Source organism: Listeria sp. ILCC797 (assembly GCF_900186185.1).
In the GTDB taxonomy this organism is placed as follows: Bacteria; Bacillota; Bacilli; order Lactobacillales; family Listeriaceae; genus Listeria; species Listeria goaensis.
On the sequence record NZ_FYBS01000010.1, the window covers coordinates 104,030 to 121,407 of the forward strand.

18 protein-coding genes are annotated in these 17,378 nt (G+C 41.7%); 15 read left to right on the forward strand and 3 right to left on the reverse strand.

Translation table 11 applies throughout. The annotated features are described in order from the left end of the window. Positions 1–888 carry a pyridoxal 5'-phosphate synthase lyase subunit PdxS gene (gene pdxS / locus BN1609_RS11040; protein ID WP_088811071.1) on the reverse strand — a complete coding sequence of 296 codons (888 nt, stop codon included), beginning with the start codon at positions 886–888 and terminating at the stop codon, positions 1–3. A gap of 111 nt (positions 889–999) precedes the next feature. Between pdxS and BN1609_RS11045 the strand changes: the two genes are divergently transcribed. From BN1609_RS11045 to BN1609_RS11055, 3 genes are all read left to right on the forward strand, one after another. Beyond that, positions 1,000–2,415, forward strand: a complete 1,416-nt coding sequence (locus BN1609_RS11045; protein ID WP_088816519.1) for a PLP-dependent aminotransferase family protein — start codon at positions 1,000–1,002, stop codon at positions 2,413–2,415. 57 nt (positions 2,416–2,472) lie between these two features. Continuing rightward, a complete protein-coding gene (locus BN1609_RS11050; protein WP_088811069.1) occupies positions 2,473–2,940 on the forward strand; it encodes a MarR family transcriptional regulator in 468 nt (155 codons plus the stop codon). Between the two features lie 100 nt (positions 2,941–3,040). Continuing rightward, positions 3,041–4,444, forward strand: coding sequence for a DHA2 family efflux MFS transporter permease subunit (locus tag BN1609_RS11055; protein ID WP_088840857.1), 1,404 nt, complete (start codon positions 3,041–3,043; stop codon positions 4,442–4,444). A 20-nt stretch (positions 4,445–4,464) separates the two neighbouring features. Here the strand turns inward: BN1609_RS11055 and BN1609_RS11060 are convergent, their stop codons facing one another. Next, positions 4,465–4,806 carry a YxeA family protein gene (locus BN1609_RS11060; protein WP_088816522.1) on the reverse strand — a complete coding sequence of 114 codons (342 nt, stop codon included), beginning with the start codon at positions 4,804–4,806 and terminating at the stop codon, positions 4,465–4,467. 194 nt (positions 4,807–5,000) lie between these two features. Here BN1609_RS11060 and BN1609_RS11065 point away from each other — a divergent pair, with 194 nt between their 5' ends. The 6 genes from BN1609_RS11065 to BN1609_RS11090 all read left to right on the forward strand — a co-directional run bounded on the left by BN1609_RS11065 (position 5,001) and on the right by BN1609_RS11090 (position 11,275). Further along, positions 5,001–6,335: an MATE family efflux transporter gene (locus tag BN1609_RS11065; protein WP_088840858.1), complete on the forward strand. Its 1,335-nt coding sequence runs from the start codon at positions 5,001–5,003 to the stop codon at positions 6,333–6,335. Between the two features lie 439 nt (positions 6,336–6,774). Then, positions 6,775–9,048: a ribonucleoside-diphosphate reductase subunit alpha gene (locus BN1609_RS11070; RefSeq protein WP_088811065.1), complete on the forward strand. Its 2,274-nt coding sequence runs from the start codon at positions 6,775–6,777 to the stop codon at positions 9,046–9,048. Positions 9,049–9,134: 86 nt separating this feature from the next. Next, complete coding sequence (locus BN1609_RS11075; protein WP_088811064.1) at positions 9,135–10,184, forward strand: ribonucleotide-diphosphate reductase subunit beta; 1,050 nt, start codon at positions 9,135–9,137, stop codon at positions 10,182–10,184. Beyond that, the gene (locus BN1609_RS11080) at positions 10,181–10,615 is read left to right on the forward strand and encodes a flavodoxin (protein WP_088840859.1); all 435 of its coding nucleotides are present in this window, start codon (positions 10,181–10,183) and stop codon (positions 10,613–10,615) included. The genes BN1609_RS11075 and BN1609_RS11080 overlap by 4 nt, the downstream gene beginning before the upstream one ends. Beyond that, positions 10,612–10,938 (forward strand): thioredoxin family protein, encoded by a 327-nt coding sequence (locus BN1609_RS11085; RefSeq protein WP_088811062.1) that lies wholly within the window; start codon positions 10,612–10,614, stop codon positions 10,936–10,938. The genes BN1609_RS11080 and BN1609_RS11085 overlap by 4 nt, the downstream gene beginning before the upstream one ends. Before the next feature lie 49 nt (positions 10,939–10,987). Then, entirely contained in the window at positions 10,988–11,275 is a 288-nt protein-coding gene (locus tag BN1609_RS11090) for a nucleotide pyrophosphohydrolase (RefSeq protein ID WP_088811075.1), read from the forward strand. A gap of 51 nt (positions 11,276–11,326) precedes the next feature. On the opposite strand, the gene BN1609_RS11095 is transcribed toward BN1609_RS11090, so the two are convergent. Further along, positions 11,327–11,506, reverse strand: a complete 180-nt coding sequence (locus tag BN1609_RS11095) for a hypothetical protein (protein ID WP_088811061.1) — start codon at positions 11,504–11,506, stop codon at positions 11,327–11,329. Positions 11,507–11,706: 200 nt separating this feature from the next. Here BN1609_RS11095 and BN1609_RS11100 point away from each other — a divergent pair, with 200 nt between their 5' ends. From BN1609_RS11100 to BN1609_RS11125, 6 genes are all read left to right on the forward strand, one after another. After that, positions 11,707–12,021: a nucleoside triphosphate pyrophosphohydrolase family protein gene (locus BN1609_RS11100; protein ID WP_088811060.1), complete on the forward strand. Its 315-nt coding sequence runs from the start codon at positions 11,707–11,709 to the stop codon at positions 12,019–12,021. A gap of 193 nt (positions 12,022–12,214) precedes the next feature. Continuing rightward, complete coding sequence (locus tag BN1609_RS11105; RefSeq protein WP_088811059.1) at positions 12,215–13,231, forward strand: PTS transporter subunit IIC; 1,017 nt, start codon at positions 12,215–12,217, stop codon at positions 13,229–13,231. A gap of 783 nt (positions 13,232–14,014) precedes the next feature. Then, entirely contained in the window at positions 14,015–14,929 is a 915-nt protein-coding gene (locus BN1609_RS11110; protein WP_088811058.1) for an iron-hydroxamate ABC transporter substrate-binding protein, read from the forward strand. A 15-nt stretch (positions 14,930–14,944) separates the two neighbouring features. Further along, on the forward strand, positions 14,945–15,925 hold the full coding sequence (locus BN1609_RS11115) for an iron ABC transporter permease (protein WP_088811057.1): 981 nt from the start codon (positions 14,945–14,947) through the stop codon (positions 15,923–15,925). Continuing rightward, positions 15,922–16,890, forward strand: a complete 969-nt coding sequence (locus tag BN1609_RS11120; protein WP_088839314.1) for an iron ABC transporter permease — start codon at positions 15,922–15,924, stop codon at positions 16,888–16,890. Before BN1609_RS11115 ends, BN1609_RS11120 begins: the two co-directional genes overlap by 4 nt. A 145-nt stretch (positions 16,891–17,035) precedes the next feature. Next, positions 17,036–17,378, forward strand: a 343-nt coding sequence (locus BN1609_RS11125) for a T7SS effector LXG polymorphic toxin (RefSeq protein WP_220387165.1), incomplete at its 3' end; no start/stop codon positions are given.

A 17,378-nucleotide genomic window follows, 5' to 3' on the forward strand; every position in this document is an offset into this window, starting at 1 on the left:
TTACCAGCCTCGGTCTTGCATGCGTTCAGCTGGATCTAGTTTGGAGATTTCAATGCCTTTCATGGCTGTTCCGAGTTCTTTCGAAAGTTTGCCAATTAATTCGTAGTCTGTGAAATAGGTTGTTGCTTGTACGATGGCGCTTGCGAATTTGGCAGGGTTGTCAGATTTGAAAATTCCAGAGCCAACAAACACGCCGTCTGCGCCTAGTTCCATCATTAGTGCCGCATCAGCAGGTGTTGCCACACCGCCAGCCGCAAAATTGACAACAGGTAATTTTCCTAATGTTTTAATTTCCTTTAAAAGTTCATACGGTGCACCTAAATTTTTAGCGGCTGTCATTAGTTCATCTTGATTCATGCCTGTAATTTGACTAATTTGACTGTTCACTTTGCGCATATGTCGCACGGCTTCAACGATGTTTCCGGTTCCCGGTTCACCTTTTGTTCTGAGCATGGCCGCCCCTTCACCAATTCTTCTGAGTGCTTCACCTAAGTCGCGGCAACCGCAGACAAATGGTACGGTGAACTCGCTTTTTAACAAATGATATTCTTCGTCTGCTGGTGTGAGCACTTCGCTTTCATCGATATAGTCGACGCCCATTGCCTCTAGGACGCGTGCTTCGGTGATATGCCCGATGCGAGCTTTCGCCATGACAGGAATGGAAACGGCATCCATAACTTCCTGAACGATACGTGGGTCTGCCATGCGAGCTACCCCGCCGGCTGCACGAATATCGGAAGGGACGCGTTCGAGTGCCATAACAGCAACGGCACCAGCCTCTTCTGCGATTTTTGCTTGTTCAGCGTTGACAACGTCCATAATGACGCCACCTTTTTGCATTTGCGCCATACCTCGTTTAACTACCTCAGTTCCAACAACTTTATCCAAAAAAAACGCCTCCTTGTACGATTATATCTCTTATGTTAAGCTAATTCTTATAAAATAAAAACAGCCAATTGGTTGTTTTTTTACCCAGCCAATTTTAAAGGGAGTGATTTGATGTGGCAGCTAAATAAGGAGGTGTCGAAACCGTTTTATTTACAGCTTGTGCAATTAGTTGAAGCAAAAATTTCGTCGGGTGAGCTCTTGCCAGGCGAAAAACTTCCGCCTGAACGGAAACTCGCGTCTGAACTTGGTGTCAATCGGTCCACTGTCGCGCGCGCATTCGATGAGCTAAAAGCGAGTGGGGTGCTTGTTGCGGTTCAAGGAAGTGGTACGCATGTCAATGAGGAAAAATGGGGTGTCGCGGCTTTCCAAACAAATTGGCGGCATTACGTTCAAAAAGGCGCGTTTAGTCATGAGATTCCGTATATCCGGAAAATGGCGGAGGTGGCGACTGAAAGAGATGTGATTGATTTAGCGACAGGGGAGCTACCGCTTGACCTTGCGCCGAGTCTTTCGATGCCAGAAATGTCATGGCAAACTTTTTTGCGTGAGGAAAATCAGAATGACGCTTTGGGGTATTTGCCGCTTCGGAAAACGATTCGCAAAGAGTTGGAAGAAGAACAGGGGCTTTCTGTGAATGAAACGCAATTAATTGTGACATCCGGTGCGCAACAAGCCTTGTTTTTAATTACACAATGCCTGCTCTCACCATTTGATGCGATTGCGATTGAAGCGCCGTCTTATTTTTATTCCTTATCTTTATTTCAATCGGCTGGTTTGCGCATTTTTGCTTTGCCGATGGACGAGGAGGGGGTTAAAACGGAGGAATTGGAACGGTTGTATCAGAAACACCGCATTAAAATGGTGTTTGTGAATCCCACTTTCCAAAATCCGACTGGGCGGGTGATGTCAGAAGCGCGGCGCCGCGAATTTGTGAAAACTTGTGCGGCACTTCGGATTCCGATTGTGGAAGATGATCCATTCGGAGCGCTCACTTATGGGGGCAAAATGGGGATTACGCCGCTTAAAAAATTGGATGATGAAAACGTCCTTTACATTGGCTCACTTTCAAAAGTACTGGGATCCACAACGCGCATTGGGTTTTTAGCTGGTCCTGTCGCCGTCGTCCGGCGTTTGGCATCGGCACGGCAAGAAATGGATTTTGGTCTAAGCATTTTCCCGCAAGTGCTAGCGAATCAAGTTTTGTCACAGCCAAGCTATAAGGTGCACATTCAAAACTTACACGCAATTTTGTTGGAACGAGCAAACATCTTAACCGCTGCTTTAGAAAAATATGCGCCTGAAATTCACTTCGAAAAACCAGTTGGAGGCTTCCATTTGTGGGCGACGCTTCCGACTAAGTCTGTGCAAAAAGCCGATTTTGACGCGCTTCTGAAGGAGAAACTGTTGGTGATGCCAGGGTATTTATTCGGCGTTAAAGAGAATAAAGTGCGGCTTAGTTTTGCGCAAATCACGAAGGAAGCGGCGGAAAAAGCGGCAAAAATTTTGCGCGCATCTTATGAGAAGTGATTTTGTTGTATGGGAAACAAAACTGGGCTATACTAAAGTTGAGAACGGAGGGCGGCGATGGAAAAACAAGAAGAGGTTATAGTGAAATTTCGCGATTTGTTCAATAAAATGGCATGGCTAAATAAAGAAAAGATGGCAGAGGCGCTTGATGGCTACAAGCCTTCTGAAGTGCACTGCATTGAGTTTATTGGACAAAATGTAGATCCAAATGTAACTAAAATGGCAGAAGAGCTTTATATGACACGTGGAGCAATTAGCAAGATTACGAAAAAATTGTTGAAAAAAGGTTATGTAGAATGCTATCAAAAAGTGGCGAACAAAAAAGAAGTTTATTTTTCTTTAACACCAGAGGGGAAAAAAATTTATGATATTCACGACCGCTTGCATAAAACTTTCCAAGAGCGGGATCAAGTTGTCTTTGACCAAGTGGCGGAACCGCAATTTGACGCGATGCTGCGATTTATCGAGATGTATAGCGCGCATTTAGATAATGAGATAAAAAAAGAAGGGCGCGACATGCGCTAGAGAATCTCTTTTAAATAGAGGTTCTTTTTTTGTTGACAAGGAAACAAAGAGATGATATTGTTTTGTTGACGAGGAAACAAAAAACGAGAAGGAGAACAAAATGAAAGAAAAGATACCTAAAGAAACTTTAACAGCTGCGTGGGCTATCGCATTAGCTGCCATTGCGCCAATGCTAGACTCCACGATGATTAATGTTGCGGTGGATCAATTCAATCTGGAGTTCCATACAACAATTGATATCGTTCAGTGGGGCATTACGGGTTATGTGTTAGCACTCGCCATTGCCGTCCCGATTTCGGGGTGGCTCATGAATCAATTTAATGGGAAGAAAGTGTTTATCGGGGCGGTCATTGCGTTTGGTGCAACCTCCGTTTTAGCTGGCATTAGTTGGAACATCACAAGCTTTATTTTCTTCCGTTTGCTACAAGGCGCTGCGGCAGGCATTATTACACCCCTTATGACCACACTTTTGGTGAAAACGGCGGGGCCAAAAAATTTAGGAAGGGTGATGGCAATTGTTAGTACGCCGATGATTTTAGGCCCCATTTTAGGTCCTGTCATTGGTGGCGTGATTCTTCAATTTGCGAGCTGGCATTGGCTTTTCTTTATTAATGTCTTTGTTGTAGGCATCGCAGTGCCGCTCATGAATAGGTCGCTGCCTGATTTTCAGCCGTTTAATAAAGCGAGTAAACTTGACGTTTTAGGTATCCTAACGCTATCGCTGTTTAGTGCAGCCCTCATTTACGGCATTACAAAAGCGGCGAGCTATCAAACGTTTTACAATAAGGAAACCTTGATTTGGCTCGCAATTGGCTGTATCTCGGCCTTGGCGTATGTGATAAACAATCAGCTCAAAAAGAACAGAACCGTCGTCCCGCTCGTTTTATTCAAGTATAAAAGTTTTGCTGCTTCGAGTGCCGGACTGTTTCTCGCTAATATCGCGATTATGGGGCCGATGTTCATTTTACCGCTCTTTTTCATCCATCTACATCATTTTACAACGATAGAAGCCGCGCTCGCGCTCATTCCGCAAGGTGTCGGTATGTTGATTACTAGACCTTTTATTGGAAAAATGATTGACCAAGTTGGCGCAAAATCCGTTGTATTTATTAGTTTGGCGTTGTCGATTTTGGGCACGCTCCCGTTCGTTTTTGTCACCGAGCAAACGAGTATGGTGTGGCTGTCGATTTTCCTCTTTATTCGCGGTCTTAGCGTTGGCGGAATTAATTTGCCGCTGATGAGTGATGCCTACACGGGGCTAAAAGACGAACAAATTCCTGAAGCGAGCATCGGTGTGACGATTACGGAAAATCTTGGCGCGAGTTTTGGAACAGCCATCATAGCGACCGCTGTTGCAGCAGTAATGCAAGGCACAACGCCGTCCATTTCGGCGAGCCTAAACGGCTATCATGCAGGCTTTTTAGTATCGCTTATCGCGCTTGTTCTCATTGCCATTCCAAGTTTATTTTTAACACATAAAAAAACAGGAAGTAACATGTCGTAAATTTGACATTGCTTCCTGTTTTATTTTTCTGCTAAGTATTGAATGTTTTTCGGTAAAGTATTGATTTTTTTGTAGTTCATCACAAGCTTATTGCCAGAAACTACAATTTTATATTGCTCGTTTTTCGGAAGTTTTTTTTCACTTAAAAAGGATAGGGTTTTAGCATGCCCTTTGCTATCAAATACTTTTTCCGTATAAGAATAGCCTTTAAATTGGTCTTTTTTGACGATTTTACCTTCAGATTTCATTTTTACAAAATAAGGTGCTGCTGTTTTTTCGTCTGGTAACATATATTCAAAAACGAGGACAGTCACCATTAATAAACTGGATAAAAGTAGAATAAGTGCTTTTTTATTTTTCATTGAACTCGTCCTTTCTTTACTTGATGAATTACTTCAAGTTTAACGCAAATGTTCAAGTGAATCCCTCGGGTAAACTAACAAAACGCCGGATTAACCTTACAATTTTGTCATTTAAAAAAAGGGTTGCTTTTTCTGCGCAAATTATGGTTTAATAGAATAGCTAATAAACGTTAGGTAAAAAAGAAGGTGTTAGAATGAAATCAATCGATGCTCGTATGGAGCAAGATTCAGTATTAAAAGTTTTTCTAAGGTATTTAATCCCGTCACTAACCGGGATGCTACTTATGTCTGTCAATATCGTGATGGACGGCATTTTTGTTGGACACAGACTTGGCGGTGTAGCGCTTGCGGGCATTAATATCGCCGTGCCCGTTTTTTCCATCTTTACAGCAATTTCACTCTGGATTGGCATTGGCGGGGCCACACAATATTCGTTCGCTCTAGGGGAGAAGAAAATAAAAAAAGCACAGCAAATTTTTACGCGCTCCATCATTTTAGTTATCAGTATTACGATTATGCTGGCGATAATTGCGTTCATTTTCCGCGTGCCGCTCGCCTATCTACTTGGCGCAAACGATGAAACACTACCATATGTCATGGACTACATGAACGTGTTACTCCTTTTTGGATTCGTGTTAACACTTGAAAATATTTTAAGCATTTTTGTCCGCAACGACGGGGATCCTAATTTAGCGATGATGGCTCTAATTGCAACCGCAGTCATCAACATCATTTTAAATTACCTCTTCTTATTCGTCTTGAACCTTGGCGTAAGAGGGTCTGCACTTGCAACAATGTCTGCCATAACGATTGGCGTACTGATTTTGTGCACACATTTTTTCAAAAAATCTAGCCATTTAAAACTAGCCAAAAGTCGCGTCACGGGTCAGTCGATAAAACGTACACTCTCCATCGGCCTCCCTAGTTTCCTGTCAGAGCTAGGCATGTCGGTGTTTACGATGGGGTACAACATCGCTATTGCTGCCGTTGCAGGAACAGCAGGTGTGGCAGCCTTTTCCGTACTCAACTATACGCACAGCGTGATTTTAATGCTGTTTTTAGGCATGGGTTCGGCCATTCAACCGCTTATAAGCTATTACCGCGGAGCTAAAATGGCGGCACGAGAAACAGCGACCATCCGCTTATCGGTTTCCGTTGCTTTTGGAACAGGCTTGTTGTTCTTTATCGCAGGGCTCCTTTTCGCCGACAATATCGTCAATTTGTTTGGAAACTTTGACCAAGAAATCCATGACCTTGCTGTTCTAGGCGTACGCGTCTTTTTCTCCGGCTACTTATTTATGGGCTTTAACTTCGTGATGATGACCTATTTCCAAACAACCGACAGAATTGGTATGGCCACGTTCATTACTGTTGCACGCGAGCTCATTTTAATGGTCATTTTCCTAGTCATCTTACCGCCAATTTTAGGCGCAACAGGCGTTTTTGTGGCTATTCCTATTTCGGAACTCATCGTGGCCACTTCCATTTTCATATACGCCTATAAGAAACATGTTTTCAAGAAAGTATAAATTTGAAAAGCATTCGAATTCGGATGCTTTTTTAGTTTGTGAAAATAAATGATTCATAAATCATTTGACAATTTTCAATTACTAAATCTTGTTTTAAAGGTATGGAATTTCACTATAGGTTGTATGTAATGTGATGTAGTTTGTATAATGGTTCACAATGAAAAATAAGCGGAAAAAATTTTTTTAAGCTCTAAATGCTGATGATAGAATAGCTGAATGCGTTTTTTAATAAAAACCCCAAGCACTATATCTTGAATTCACAATGAAAAAGTTATACTATATATAGTGTCATAAAAATAAATTGCATCGTGGAATGTAACTTTTTTTAGCGCCATATTGGGAGCCTTCAAAAAGTTCATTTTTATGTGTTAACATAATTGCGTGCAATCGAATTGTATTGGAGTTTTATGTATTATTGTTAAGGAAATGGGGAGTGCAAATGACGACGTATATTATTAAAGATGGTGGAAATCGTAAATTACCGTTTGACAAAGAGCGTTTAAACAGATATTTAGACAAAATTCATGCGGAATTTCCGAAACTGGACATCGAAGAGTATAAACGTAAAATTTTTAATTTTATTGAGAAGAAAGAAGCGTATGCTGCAGATGAATTAGTGGATTACTTAATTCGTGAGGCAGAGGCGCGTACGGATATTCATTTGCCGGAATGGGAACATTTTGCAGCGCGTTTATACTTGAATAAGCTTTATAAAAAAGCAAGTAAAAATCGCTTTTATAATGATGACGATAAATATGGCTCTTACGTTGGTCTACAAGAAAGTTTAGGCGAAAGAGGGATTTATTCTGGAAATATTTTAAAGAATTATTCGAAGGAAGAATTAATTGAAGCAGGTAAAATGATTGACCCGGAGAAAGATAAATTGTTTACATACAACGGTCTTTATTTACTTGCGACTCGCTATTTAGCAACAGACCAGGCACGAAACGTTTATGAGCTGCCACAAGAACGCTGGCTGACAATTGCACTGTATTTAATGCAGGAGGAACCAAAAGCAAAACGTATGGAGCTTGTGAACGAGGCTTACTGGGCGTTAAGTAATTTATACATGACAGTGGCAACACCAACCCTTGCGAATGCTGGGAAAACGGGTGGGCAATTGTCGAGTTGCTTCATTGATACGATTGATGATAGCTTGCAAGGAATTTATGATAGCAACACGGATGTTGCGCGTGTATCCAAACACGGCGGCGGTGTTGGTGCTTATATCGGTTATGTTCGTTCAACAGGCGCTGCGATTCGCGGTGTGAAAGGTGCAAGCGGTGGTGTGATTCCGTGGATTAAACAATTGAATAATACAGCTGTAAGTGTCGATCAATTAGGGCAACGCAAAGGCGCTATCGCGGTTTATTTAGATGTTTTCCATAAAGATATTGAAATGTTTTTAGATTTACGTCTAAACAACGGAGACCAACGTTTACGCGCGCATGATGTCTTTACGGCAGTATGTATTCCGGACTTATTTATGGAAACCGTCGAACGTCGCGGCGATTGGTATTTGTTCGACCCGCATGAAGTCAAAGCGAAAAAAGGCTGGTACTTGCAGGACTTTTATGATGAAGAAAAAGGCGAAGGCTCTTTTAGAGAAAAATATGAAGAACTAGTGGCCGACGAAACGATTAGTAAAAAAATCGTGAAAGCAATTGATATTATGAAACGAATTATGGTAAGCCAACTTGAAACTGGGAATCCATTTATGTTTTACCGTGATGAAGTTAATCGCATGAATCCAAATAAACATGAAGGTATGATTTATTCGAGTAATCTATGTACGGAAATCATGCAAAATATGAGTCCAACAAGAATGATTCAGGAAATCATTTCCGGGGATCAAATTGTCATTACGAAACAGGCGGGCGACTTTGTTGTATGTAATTTGTCATCGGTGAATCTTGGTCGTGCTGTTACGGCGGGCGACGAAGTACTGGAACGCTTAATTGCGATTGAAGTGCGGATGCTTGATAATGTCATTGACTTGAATGAACTTCCGGTACCACAAGCGACCATTACAAACCGCAAGTATCGTTCAATCGGTCTTGGTACATTTGGTTGGCATCACTTACTTGCCCAAAAAAATATTGCGTGGGATTCTACAGAAGCCGAAGAATTTGCGGACGAGTTATATGAAAAAATCAACTTTTTAACTATAAAAGCAAGTGCCGAAATCGCGAAAGAAAAAGGCGCATATAAAATCTTCAAAGGTAGTGATTGGAATACGGGTGAATATTTCGCGCGCCGTAAGTATACAAGTGATGCTTGGCGTGAACTTGCGGAAGATGTGGCTGAAAACGGTATTCGAAACGCCTATCTTGTGGCAGTAGCTCCGAACATGAGCACGGCTCAAATCGCGGGTTCAACAGCTTCTATCGACCCAATCTACAGCGCATTTTATTACGAAGAGAAGAAAGATTACAGAAGACCAGTAATTGCGCCTGGTTTAAGCTTAAACACTTACCCGTACTATGAAAAAGGTGCGTATAAAGTGGATCAGTTTGCAAGTGTTCGTCAAAACGGACGTAGACAGCGCCACGTGGACCAATCTTTAAGCTTTAACTTCTATGTGCCAAGCGGTATTAAGGCTAGCAAATTGCTAGAACTACACTTAAACGCTTGGAAAGAAGGATTAAAAACAACCTACTATGTGCGCTCAAATGACATTGATGTTGACGAGTGTGAATGGTGCTCAAGCTGATAAAAATAAAACACGAATTTGGACTGGCGGTTGCTTTAAATCGCTAGTCTGAATGATTCTATCACATATTTGGGAGGAGCTTTAGGATGAGCGAACAAAACAAAGAATTAACGAGAATTAAAATATTAGAACCGTTAAGTCCCAACCGTTCAACGGCAATTATTAACGGGGAAACAAGCGGCATTTTAAACTGGAATGATATTCCTTATCCATCTTTTTACCGGGCGTATAAGGAACTTTCAACAAACTACTGGATTCCAGATGAAGTGGATATGAAAGGTGATGCAAAGCAGTATCCGGAATTATCAGAAGAAGAACGCTATGCTTTTGATGCGATTATCGGTTTACTAGCAACACTTGACTCGCCGCAAACGCGTTTCATTTATAACATTGCAGAATATGTAACCGATCCGGCTGTTCATGCGAATGCTGCCATTATTGCGCAACAAGAAGTGATTCACAATGAAAGCTATTCTTATGTGCTTGCATCGATTACAAATTTACAGGAGCAAAATCGGGTGTTTGAACTAGCGCGGACGCATCCGACAATCATTAAACGCAATGAGCCAATCATGGAAGCATACCATGACTTTATGCAAAATAAATCGGGCGAAACAATTGTTAAAGCGCTCATCCAGTCTTCTATTTTAGAAGGTATCAATTTCTATAGCGGTTTCGCTTATTTCTATAATCTTGTTCGTCAAAATAAAATGACGGGCACAGGTAAAATCATTAGCTTCATCAACCGCGACGAGCTCGCTCATTCCAAATTTATTTCAGAAGTGATTCGAGCGATTTTAGGGGAAAATCCAGAGTTACTGACAGATGAACTGATTGAGTATACAAACAATGCCTTTAAACATGCGGTAGAACTTGAATCCGAATGGTCCAAAGAAGTACTTCAAGGAATTGAAGGTATCGATGTAGAGGAAATGGTCGACTACGTAAAATACCGGGCGAACAAAATGCTTGGTATGCTAGGCATGGACGAACTTTATCCGGGTTACAGCGACAATACGATGACTTGGATTAAAGCTTACGCAGATAACTTTACAGAAACGAAAACCGACTTTTTCGAAATGCGCAATTCAAGCTATAAAAAGACGAATATCGATAACGGATTTGACGATTTATGAGAATTCTCCTCGCGTATGATTCGTTAAGTGGCAATACGAAGCTTGTAGCAGATGAAATTACGGCCGAGCTTAGAACGCTTGGGCATGATGTTACGGATTTCCGAGTTGCGGGAGACGCGAACTATCCACTTGACGAAAGCTACGACTTGTACATTTTAGGGGCATGGACAGTCGATTACGGGAGAACACCACCAGACATGAAAGATTTTATTTATGAGTTAGGAAAACCTAGCCATGTAGCATTGTTTGGGACGGGCGAAACACAGTGGGGCGTGGAAAATTTTTGTGGGGCTGTTGATAGAATGCAAAAATTCTTTGGAACGACCTATCCAACTTTAAAAATTGAACAAATGCCTCATACGGAAAAAGACAGACAAGCGATTAAAAAATATGTCCAACAAGTTTTGGATAAAAGGAGTGAAACACTTTGACGAGTATTGAGATTAAATCATTAGAAGAATTTCAAAAACATATGGCTAGTAATGAGTTAGTATATGTGGACTTTTGGAAAGATAACTGCCCAAATTGTAAAATGTTAGATCTTTCTTTCCAAGAATTTAAAAACTCTGATCATGCTGAAAAAGTAAAAGTATTAAAAGTTAAATTAGAAGAAATGGGCGAAAACTTCTTTTTCGATCAAGATATTCGCCAAACACCTACACTCGTTTTATATCGCAGCGGCGAAGAAGTGACTCGCTTAAACGGCTTTATTCCACCTAATAAAATTGAAGAAGCCCTTGTTGCAGAGGCTTAATCATACAAAACCTTCCTTATATAAGGAAGGTTTTTTGGAAGGAGATAACATGCAAGAATTACAAAATGAAATTACAGCTTTTCTAAAGGAGAAAAATTGGGCGGATCAGTACGCCTATAAAAAAGATTTGGCGCTGTCGATTTCAATTGAAGCGGCAGAACTGTTAGAATGTTTTCAGTGGAAATCTTCAGACGAAGCTATAGCTATAAATCGTGAAGAAATTTTAGAAGAAGTGGCAGATGTGATGATTTACGCGCTGCAGCTTGTTGAAAGCTTAGGAGAAGACGGGGCGGAAGTCATTAGAAGAAAGCTCGAAATCAATCGACGACGGTCATGAAAAAAGCCGCGTAATGTCTGACAAAATCAGGCGATTACGCGGCTTTATATGTCAACGGAAAGAATAACTTCTCGAACGACGTTTTTTCGCTTTCATAAAGAGTAAAATACTCATGATGATGAACAAAAGGCAAATGAGAAACACGAAAAAACCAATTAAACCTGAAATGCTAAATGAAACAGCGACACCGACAATTCCGAGGATAAGTAAAATAAGTGCTGTAATTTTCACGTACAAGCTCCTTTCAAAAAAATCTCGTACATTCATTATAACGAAAAGCGAACCAAATTTTAAGAGGGAAAAGAGAAAAAATTTTTAAAGAAAAAGGGTTGGGGGAGCATAGGTTCGCATTTTTTGAGATTAGTCAAGACTGCAAATAGAATTCTTTTTTTGATATAGTGAAGTAGAATATGTTACAGGGGGAGTAAGGAATGAACTTTAATGAGTATCAGGAAAAAGCGAGCAGAACGGCGGCTCACCACGAGCAGGCGCTCACCAATTATGGCTTAGGGATTGCTGGTGAGGCTGGTGAAGTGACGGAAATTATTAAGAAATACGCCTTTCATGGTCATGATTTGGATAAAGAGAAGCTTACGAAGGAACTTGGCGATGTTCTTTGGTATGTTTCACAAATCGCAAAATGGGCGGATATTCAAATGGAAGATGTCGCACATGCTAACATTGATAAATTACAAAGACGATACCCCAATGGCTTTGACCGCGAAAGAAGTAAACTTAATATTTAAGGGAAAATGGAGATGGGATTGTGGATTTTTTTCGCAATCCTATTTTTTGTGACGCGATTGAGAAAGCGCTCTATAAAGAAAAGTTAAGTGTAAAACAGATGACAAGACACTTAAAGTTAGCTTTTTTCTGAAATACCGCTTATAATGTGAAAGAAGTAATAAAAGACTAAGAGAAAAAAAGGGGTATTTTCGCATGAAAGAGTATTTTATTGATCGTTCTTACAAAGCATCAATGGGCATTGCAAATGCCGTGTTAGTCACACTGGGTATGGGCTTATTGCTCCAAACAATTGGAAATTTAACTAATCTCGATTTCCTTGTTAAAATTGGTGCAATCGGAAAAAACATGTTAATTCCAGGACTTGGAATTGGTATCGCGATATGTTTACGAGCGAATACACTCGTTGTCATTAGCGCTGCTGCCTCCGCTGTCATTGGAGGTGGCGGTATTTTGGCGCTTGAAAACGGGAGCTTTGCCATCGCTGGTGGTGAACCAGTTGGGGCCATTTTAGCCGTTCTCGTTGCCGTATGGGCAGGAAAGCGCGTTACCGGCAAGACGAAGTTTGATATGATTGTCATTCCAGCTGTTTCTCTGTTAGCAGGAGGGCTCTCAGGGCTTCTTTTTGCAAAAATTATGACGCCAATTTTAGTGACCGCAAGCGGATTCATAACGACACTCGTGTCTGGTTCGCCCGTCATTTCGTCCATGGTCATCGCGGCCGTTTTTGGCTTGCTCATTTTAAGTCCAGCGTCGTCCGCTGCGCTCGCCATTGCACTGCAATTAGATCCAACAGCAAGTGCTGCCGCATTAATTGGCTGTAGCGTTCAATTCGCTTCATTTGCCATTTTAAGTTTTCGCGACAACAATTGGGGCGGCTTTTTTGCCCAGCTCATCATTACACCAAAACTTCAAACGGCAAATATTATTCGCAAACCAAGTTTAATGTTGATACCGCTCCTAACCGCCCTTGTGGCTGGCCCAATTGGCGTCCTCGTTTTCAACTTGCAAGCTACCGCAGAAATTGCCGGCATGGGCTTATGCGCGTTTGTTGCCCCGCTATACCTCATTGCTAATTACGGAATCGAAACATTCCTAGCGTTTGTCCTCGTAGCGGTCATTTTCCCAGCAGTCGTAGCGCTCATCGTTCGTCCGATTTTACTACGAAATGAAAAACTTCGAACAGGCGATTTGAAAATCGAGTTAGAATAAGTTGGCAATATAAAACCCCCTATACATTTCGTATAGGGGGTTTTACCGATGAGTTGTCTTGCCACTCACCTGATGGCCGGTTTGCCCGATGTTTCTGTTTAAACATTTTCACTTGAGATAAAAATAACGGTTAGACTTTGATCACGCAAGTAGAGAAGTGGAGTCTTACTAATTGGAAATTACAATTAGTTGGGAAAAAAGTTAATTTTCCTGTTCCCTGACTCTTGACCGAATGATTAACATCATAAGGTAGCTACTTAACGCTTCGCCATCTTTTTTAATATACGATACTGTATTCACCTGCTTCAAAATCAAATTGAAGCGGTTGACGTAACGAAAATCCGTTTCTCAAGTCGTTTTCGAATTGAACTTTGGTCTTAGTCGCGGCTATTCACCATCGCCTTCCTCCTGCATCCAAGTTCGAAACACCATCCATCAGACGTTACCGGCATATGACAAAGCTGAAAAAATCAGCTTGTACACACACGTTTTTTACGTAGAAGCGATTTTATGCGATGTGTGCGTAATGAATTAAAAAATCTTTCATTCGCAACGCCTCTCTTTCTTTTGTTACTATATTATATCCGTTTCTCCTGTTTGTAAACGCTTTATAAGCAAAATAAGCCGAAAGATTGCTTTTTGGGAAAAATTGGCATTAAAGTGCGCCTTACGGACTATTATTTATACGGAAAAAGATTGACAGCAAGGTGAAATTCGATTATGATAAGTATCAATGAGAATGATTATCACTCTCGAAATCTAAGTGGAAAAAGGGGTAGGAAAATGAAAAAAGTTTTATTTAGTATGCTCGTTATTCTTACGCTTGCTCTTGCCGCGTGCGGTGCCAGCGATTCAGATAAAGCAGATTCAAAAGCAAATGAGGCCAAAACCATTACATATAAATCGGAAAACGGGGACATAAAAGTGCCTGCTAATCCAAAACGCGTTGTCATTTTAACTGGTTATACTGGGGATTTAATTCAACTTGGGGTCCCAATTGTGGGCGCGGATTCTTACAGTTTCGCGAATCCAAATTTTAAAGAAGGATTAAAAAATGCGAAAGAAATTTCTGAGGAAAACGTAGAGGACATTATTGCTCTAAAACCAGATTTAATTATTGGAGCGAGTACTTCGAAAAACCAAGATAAACTAAAAAAAATTGCGCCACTTGTGACTTTCACGTACGGTAAAAATGATTATTTAGAGCAACATATTGAAATTGGTAAAGTAGTAAACAAGGAAAAAGAAGCGACTGACTGGGCGGCGGATTTTGAAAAGCGTGCGGAAGCAGCCGGCCAAGAAATTAAAGATAAAATTGGCGCAGATACAACAATTTCCGTAGCTGAAAACTTTGATAAGCAACTCTATGTGTTTGGCGACAACTGGGGACGTGGCACGGAAATTTTATATCAAGCGATGAAACTCAAAATGCCGCAAACTGTAAAAGATGCCGCACTAAAAGCTGGCTACTATGCAGTTTCTCCTGAAGAACTCGGAAAATATACCGGCGATTATATGGTGCTTAGCAAAACAGAAGGTCAGGATGCCTCTTTCATGAACACAACAACGTACAAAGAGATTCCAGCTGTTAAAAATAATCACGTTTTACAAGTGAAAGCCAATGAATTCTACTTTAACGATGCATTGACGCTAGAATTCCAATTAAAAACATTTCAAGATTACTTTTTAGGAAAATAGAAAAGGTGGGTTCACATGTCCTTCAAAATGCCGATTTGGTCCAGATTTATACTCGTACTGCTTTTACTAATTGGCGCATTTGGCCTTGCCTTATCTTTTGGCTCCGTCCATTACTCGTTCGGATTTCTCTTTGATGGCTTTTTTAATGGGCAACACCAAAAAGAAATCACAACCTTATATGAACTTAGATTGCCGCGTAACATCGCGGCAATTCTGATTGGTGCGGCACTCGGGGTGTCCGGAAGTATCATGCAAGCGGTCACACGAAATCCGCTAGCCGACCCCGGGCTTCTAGGCGTTTCAGCAGGGGGCAATTTAAGTTTAGCGCTCGTCATTGCGTTCATGCCAACCCTAGCTTTCCCCGGAAAAATGCTCGCGTCTTTTCTCGGAGCTGCGCTCGGAACACTTTTTGTTTTAGCGATTAGCAAGCAGGGGAACATTTATAAAATCGTCCTCGCAGGTGCGGCGATTTCAGCGTTTCTTACGGCGATTTCGAGTGCGGTAAGTATTCTGTTTAAAACTTCCAAAGAAATGAATATGTGGACGTCCGGAGGCCTTGTAGGAACGACTTTTCATGAGGTGATTTTAATTGCTCCGGTCATTCTCTTGGCGCTTCTTGTGACGCTGTTTTTTTCAAAACAAATCGGAATCCTAACGATGAGCGATGAAGTTGCTGTTGGGCTAGGCATTTCGGTTGATCGCATGCGGCTACTCCTGTTTTTATTTGTCGCGATTTTAACCGGCGCATCTGTTGCGTTAATCGGCGAAGTAGCTTTTGTTGGTTTAATCGTCCCGCATTTCGCGCGTTTTATTGTGGGCGTGAATTATAAATACATATTGCCAATGTCAGCACTTGTTGGCGCACTATTTTTGCTGATTGCAGATACGCTAAGCCGCTCGCTTAATCCGCCTTTTGAAATTCCAATTGTGGCGATTTTATCCGTCATCGGCTTGCCGTTCTTTATTTACATCGTGAGAGGGGGACTAAAAGGATGAAAAAATCCCGTTTTATCATCATTTTTTGTACCGGACTTATCCTCCTAATCTTAACCGCTCTGTTCAATTTAACAGTAGGCACCGAGGCGTTGCCATTTTCACGCGTCCTTGCTGTTTTAACAGGCCAAGGCGAAATGCTCGAGAATTTCGTTCTATTCGATTTACGACTGCCAAGACTGCTTATCGTTCTTTTCGGCGGCATGGCACTTGTCTTGTCTGGGAGCCTGCTCCAAACATTAATGAAAAATGACTTGGCTGATCCAGGAATCATCGGAGTCAATTCTGGTGCAGGTGTGGGTGTCGCGATATTTTTCCTATTCATGCCATTTGGAGCTGCGAGCATCAATTTGATGTTGCCACTCGCAGGCGTCATTGGCGGACTCGTCACCGCGCTACTCATCATCGTCTTGTCGCGCAATAATCCGCAATATCTTATCCTAAACGGAATCGGTTTTTCCTTCGCAATGAGCGGCCTCATGGTCGTCCTCATGTCTTCTGCGAACCGCGAAAAAGTAGATTTCCTAGCCAAATGGCTGTCTGGCTCAATTTGGGGCGTCGACTGGCCGTATGTCTGGCTTATGCTCGCCATGCTCGTCCTTTTCGTGCCGCTACTCTTTTTATACAGCCATAAATTAGACCTTTTAACTTTGGATGAAAACACGATAATTAACTTAGGCTTACGGGCAGGCATTTGGCGCATTCTCTTCATCGGAATAGCCGTCGTTTTTGCTGCCGTAACCGTATCAATTACAGGTGCGATTACTTTCCTCGGCTTGATTGGTCCGCATATCGCGAAATCACTAGTCGGCCCAAAACACCGTTTCTTCATGCCTGTTGCTATGCTCATCGGTGCGGAACTATTTTTAATCGCAGACACCATCGCGAAACCATTTGATTTACCAGCCGGTATCATTGTTTCCATCATCGGCAGCCCATATTTTATCTATCTATTATTTAAAAAGTAAAGATTTCAAGAAATGAATCGACTAAAGACCTCAAAATCCGGATTTTGAGGTCTTTTTTTGTAGTAAAGTTCGAAAAACAGACACATTATAATATCTTCCTGAATGGTATACTAAAAAAGCAGATAACAAGTCAGAAGGGATGGAGATGATGAGTCGGATTGCGATTGCCGAAGTGGAGGATTTTCTAGAAAAACTGAAGAAGTCCAATACGGAGGCGAGTAGGTGGCTAACGGACTTTCAACAAGCGGTGATTGCCTATACGAATGAATCACGCGTGTCAGGAGAAGCCGTCGACCGGTCGAAAGCGTATTATGAAGCAAGTTACGTGCCGCTTGTGGAAACGGTTCTACAAGCGATGACGATGAGCGAGGAGCTCCTCGCGCAGTACATACAAGATTTTTATAGTCAAGTGGACGCCACGCCAGATATGTTCATCAATGCCGAGCGGTTACAAGACGTCATGGAGGACGTGCGGCGATTAGAGCGGG